Annotated in this window: 4 protein-coding genes; 2 read left to right on the forward strand and 2 right to left on the reverse strand. The window is 55.6% G+C overall.

Annotated elements, in window-relative coordinates; all coding sequences use genetic code 11:
* Window positions 1–396: IS3 family transposase (locus tag HMPREF1028_RS09730; RefSeq protein WP_009312613.1), on the forward strand; the 396-nt coding region annotated here is incomplete at its 5' end.
* 680 nt (window positions 397–1,076) lie between these two features.
* Here the strand turns inward: HMPREF1028_RS09730 and HMPREF1028_RS09735 are convergent.
* Window positions 1,077–1,892, reverse strand: coding sequence for an alpha/beta hydrolase (locus HMPREF1028_RS09735; protein ID WP_036529570.1), 816 nt, complete (start codon window positions 1,890–1,892; stop codon window positions 1,077–1,079).
* A 224-nt stretch (window positions 1,893–2,116) separates the two neighbouring features.
* Window positions 2,117–4,225, reverse strand: a complete 2,109-nt coding sequence (locus tag HMPREF1028_RS09740) for a TonB-dependent siderophore receptor (RefSeq protein WP_009312615.1) — start codon at window positions 4,223–4,225, stop codon at window positions 2,117–2,119.
* Between the two features lie 183 nt (window positions 4,226–4,408).
* Between HMPREF1028_RS09740 and HMPREF1028_RS13865 the strand changes: the two genes are divergently transcribed.
* Window positions 4,409–4,575 (forward strand): helix-turn-helix domain-containing protein (locus tag HMPREF1028_RS13865; protein ID WP_009312616.1); only part of this gene is annotated, 167 nt, incomplete at its 3' end.

Below are 4,575 nucleotides of genomic sequence, written 5' to 3' on the forward strand. Positions count from 1 at the left end.
GAAATCGTCGCCTACGCCATGAGCCGCAGAGCCGACAGCGAAATGGTGAAGGAAATGCTCGAAAAAGCCGCACCCCGTCTGACTGATAAAGGAACGATGCTGCATTCGGACCAAGGCGTGCTGTACCGTACGGCGGGGTATAGGGAATTGCTTGCGGAGCATTCCATGGTTCAAAGCATGTCGCGAAAGGCGAACTGTTGGGACAATGCGCCGATGGAAAGCTTCTTTGCGGTGTTGAAGACGGAGTGTTTCTATAATGCAGGTGAATTGACGGTAGATGAATTGATGAAGCAGATAGATGACTATATGGATTACTACAACCGGGAGCGTTGCAGTTTGAAATTGAAAAAGCTGAGTCCTGTCGCATACAGAACCCAGCTTGCACAGAGCGCCTGAATAGGCTTTTATGAGTGTCCAAGATTTGGGGGCCAGTTCAGTTTTCAGACGACCCGTAGCGTGGGCTTTGCCCATGAGATAAATGCCGAAATGGATGCCCATTCGGCTGTTGTCTGATTTGGATTTTTAGATAGCAGATTTCGTGGGCAAAGCCCACGCTACTTGGGTTATCCCAAGCCTGTATTGATTGAATAAACGAGGTCGTCTGAAAAATCGGGAGCGAGTTTCTCTAAAACTCAAATCCCAAAGTTTTCAGACGACCTCGTTTCGACTGGTAACCCGCTCCCTCTCCCGTCCGGCGGGAGAGGGTTGGGGAGAGGGTGGCTCTACGGGTTGTACGAATTTATTTGACCTAGACCCATAAAGCCACCCCCATCCTAACCTTCCCCCGCCAGACGGGGGAAGGGACAGGTTGTCGTTGCCACAACGAGTAGCGTGGGCTTTGCCCACGAGATGAAAGCCAAAATGGATACCCATTCGGCTGTTGTTTGATTTTGATTATTGGATGATAGATTTCGTGGACGCTGCCCACGCTACGGGTTGGATTTCCAATTTAATTGAATAAAACCTGCGTTGATTGCATAAAAGATGAATCCAAGGTCGTCTGAAAATCCCCAACTGCCATCACTCAAGCCGTATTCCTGTTTGCTGGGCATACGGCTTGTCGTTTTCCTGCGGGTTTATTTTTTCTGCCACGCTTGGCGGAGGTATTCGATGTGGTCGGGGAGGGCGTAGAAGGGGGTGTTGCCGTGGTTGGCGTTGGGGTAGAGGGTAAATTGTGCGTCTGCGCCGAGGTGTTGGAGGGTGCCGGCAAGCAGTTTGGCTTGGGCGACCATTTCCCTGCCGATTTGTTCGGGGCGGTTGCTGCGGCCTTCGTGTTCGCCGACGCTGATGCGGACGGCGGTGTCGGTGGGAAGGGCGGACGGGAGGAAGTCGAGGACGCGGCGGTTGTGCCACCAGACGGAGGGGGAGGCGAGCAGGTTGTGTTTGAAGCGGTCGGGGGCGGTGAAGAGGGAATAGAGTCCGAACAATGCGCCGAAGGAGTGTCCGAACAGGGCTTGTTCTTTGGGGTTGACGGGGTATTTGGCGGCAAGGGTCGGGGCAAGTTCGTGGTCGAGGAAGGTGGCGAAGCGGTCTGCTTGTCCGTATTGGCGGCGTTCTGCTTCGGTGGCGGTTTCGGGCAGGGGCGGGGTGTAGTCGAGAGCGCGTTGGGTCAGGTCGCGGACTTCGCCGTTGGGATAGCCGATGCTGACGATGAGGCAGGCGGCGCGGCTTCGGGTCATGGGGTTGATGAGCAGGGATTGCGCCATGCTGAGGGCGGCGGGAAAGAAGGCGTCGCCGTCGAGGATATGGAGGACGGGATAGCCTTGCGGGGGCGGGTCGCCGACGGCGGCGGTTTGGATGCGGTAGCTGCGGCCGGTGTGCTCGGAGCGGATGTGGGTTTCTTCGGCTTGCAGCAGGCGGGCGGCTTGCCAGTGTGCGGTGCGTGAGGTCATGGCGGGGTTGTCGGTTGTGTTGGTGGGGTGTGTTGTGTGTGTTATCGGGTTGTCGGATGTTTCAGACGACCTTTGGGCTATATCTGTTGTTTTTTCTATGTCAAACATGGACATAAATGATAAAACCGGACAGGTGGTGTGCCCTGCCTGTCCGGTCTGTTTCCGTAATGTGTTGGTCTTCTGGTTTTTGGCGGTGATTTGTTTTCCTTTTGCTTTTCCCGTTTTTAGAAGTCGTAGCGGAGGTTTGCCATCAGGCTGCGCTCCGAGCCGGGAATGTTGAAGGTGTTTGCGCTGCCGACGCGGGCGTAGTAGTGGCGGTTGAAGATGTTGTCGGCGTTGATTTGCAGCTTCAGTTTGGGCGTGAAACGGTATGCCGCCATGGCGTCGAATGTGGCGTAGCCGCCTGCACGCAGGCCTGCCGCCGAGGAGATGCTGCTCATCGCGTTCACGCCGCCGCCGAGGGTCAGCTTGGGCGTAACTTCGTAAGTCGTCCACAGGTTTGCGCTGTGTTTGGGCATCAGCAGGAAGATGCCGTCGTCGCGCGAGTTGGCGGCGGTTTTGATTTGGCTGTGCAGATAGCTGTAACCTGCGTGGATTTGCCATTTCGGTGTAATCGCGCCGCTGATTTCGGTCTCAACGCCTTCCATCACGCGTTTGCCCAAGGCGGCGTAACGGGTGTTGCGGTTGTTCGGGTTCAGCGGTGCGGCGGCGTTTTTGTCTTTCAGGCGGTAGAGGGAGACGCGGGTGTTGAGGCGGTCGTCCATGTAGCTGCCTTTGTAGCCGACTTCAAACTGGTTGCCTTCGCGCGGTTTGAGCAGGTTGCCGTCAGTGCCGAGGCTGGTTTGCGGCGTGTAGAGTTGGGAGAAGCTGGCGTAGAGGCTGTTGTTGTCGTTCAAGTCGTAAACTGCGCCTGCGTAGCCGGTGAACTTGGTTTTGCTGGCTTTGTGCAACTCGTCGCCTTCGCCCGCTTCGATTTTGTAGTGTCCCAAACGCCAGCCGCCGATGAGCGACAGCCTGTCGACCGGATGGAAGACGGATTTGCCGTAAACGCCGAATTCGTCAAGGTTTTCGGTAGCGACGGTATGGCTGTAACCGCGCGCGCCGGCACGGGCGTTCTGCATCAGGTTGACATAGGGAACGGAGTGGAAATCGCCCAAGGCAACATTACGCGCAACGGCTGCACGGCCTTGCTCGTTGGTGCTGCGCAAGCGGTTGTAGTCCGCGCCGACGACGAGTTCGTTTGAGGTGTTGCCCAAGGCAAACGGACGGCTGTAACTTGCGTCAACCGCGAAGGCTTTTTGTTTGATTTCCGTGCCTAAGCCGACGACGTTTGCCTTATTGTCGGCAGAAAGTTTGTTGGCGGCGAAGGTGTAGTTAGAGTCGGCATCGCGGTCGGAATAGCGCATACCGATTTTGCCGTAGCCGCCGTCGTCGAAATAATGTTTCAAATCGGCGAACACGTCATGGCTGTTCATTTTGAATTTGTTCCAATCCGCGCCGACAAAGGTGTGGTTGGGCAGGGACAGCAAATTGCCGCTGCTGCCGACGGGCAGGCCGTTGTACGGCGCGAGGTGGCGTTGTTGGTAGAGATAGCCTACGCCCAAAGTCGTGTCGGGGTTGATGTCCCAATCCGCCGCCGCATAGAAGGTTTCGTGGTGGTTGTTTTTCTCGGCAGGACGGGGAGACGCGCCCGAAGTCTGCGCCATCACACGGCCGCGAACGCTGCCGTCGGCGTTCAGAGGACCTGAAACGTCGGCTTCGGCTTTATATTGTTTGTGCGTACCGAACCCTGCCGCTGCATGGCCTTGGAACTCTTTGGTCGGGCGTTTGCGCACCAAATTCACAATGCCGCCCATCTCACCGCTGCTGTCGAACAAGCCGCTCGGGCCGCGCATCACTTCGACGCGGTCGAAGGCGAACAGGTTGGGCAGTGTGCCGTTGATACTCTGCATTTGCGCAGGCAGGCCGTCGATATTGTATTCGCTGTATTCGTAGCCGCGCGCGTAAACCGAAGAGCGGCCGTCGTCATTGCTCAACACGCGCAGACCCGGCGTTTTGCGCGCCAACTGGTCAAAGGTATCGACGTTGCGGTCTTTTACCTGCTGATTAGTGATGATGCTGACGGATTGCGGAATTTCGCGTAAAGATGCGGGGATTTTTGTGCCGACAGTGGCGGCAAACGAGCTGTAATCGCCGTTTTTCTCGGTGGCAATCGCGTTATACGAACGCTGCCCCTTCACATGGACAGTATCCAGCTCGACCGTTTCGGCGGCAAATACAGTGGAAGATAAAGCGGCCACAACGGCGGCAGCGGTCAGATTGGGTCGGAACATCAATTTCTCCGTTCATTGTACAAATGAGAATGGTTGTATTTTATAAGCTTGATGTCTGAAATTGTAGAAAAAAACTATCGTTTTCCCGACAATCTCTTGTGAATATGCGACAAGGTCGTCTGAAAACTGAACTGCACCCCAAAAGTTGGACATCCCCTCCAACTCACAAGGTGCAGTTTTTTTATGAGCAAATATACATTACACTTCAAATACCAAGCCGTACTCCACTACCTGCATATACGCAGCCAACAACGTACCGCAGACCACTACGGCATTTCCCGAACCCACCTGAGACGATGGATACGCGCCTATCAAGAAGGCGTATCGGCGCACTCGAACATCCCCAATCC

Origin of the sequence: Neisseria sp. GT4A_CT1, from assembly GCF_000227275.1 — a bacterium.
In the GTDB taxonomy this organism is placed as follows: Bacteria; Pseudomonadota; Gammaproteobacteria; order Burkholderiales; family Neisseriaceae; genus Neisseria.

Bases quoted from the DNA above. Each gene is read 5' to 3' on its own strand.
- HMPREF1028_RS09740 (WP_009312615.1), bottom strand. From the start codon at position 4,225: ATGTTCCGACCCAATCTGACCGCTGCCGCCGTTGTGGCCGCTTTATCT.
- HMPREF1028_RS09735 (WP_036529570.1), bottom strand. From the start codon at position 1,892: ATGACCTCACGCACCGCACACTGGCAAGCCGCCCGCCTGCTGCAAGCC.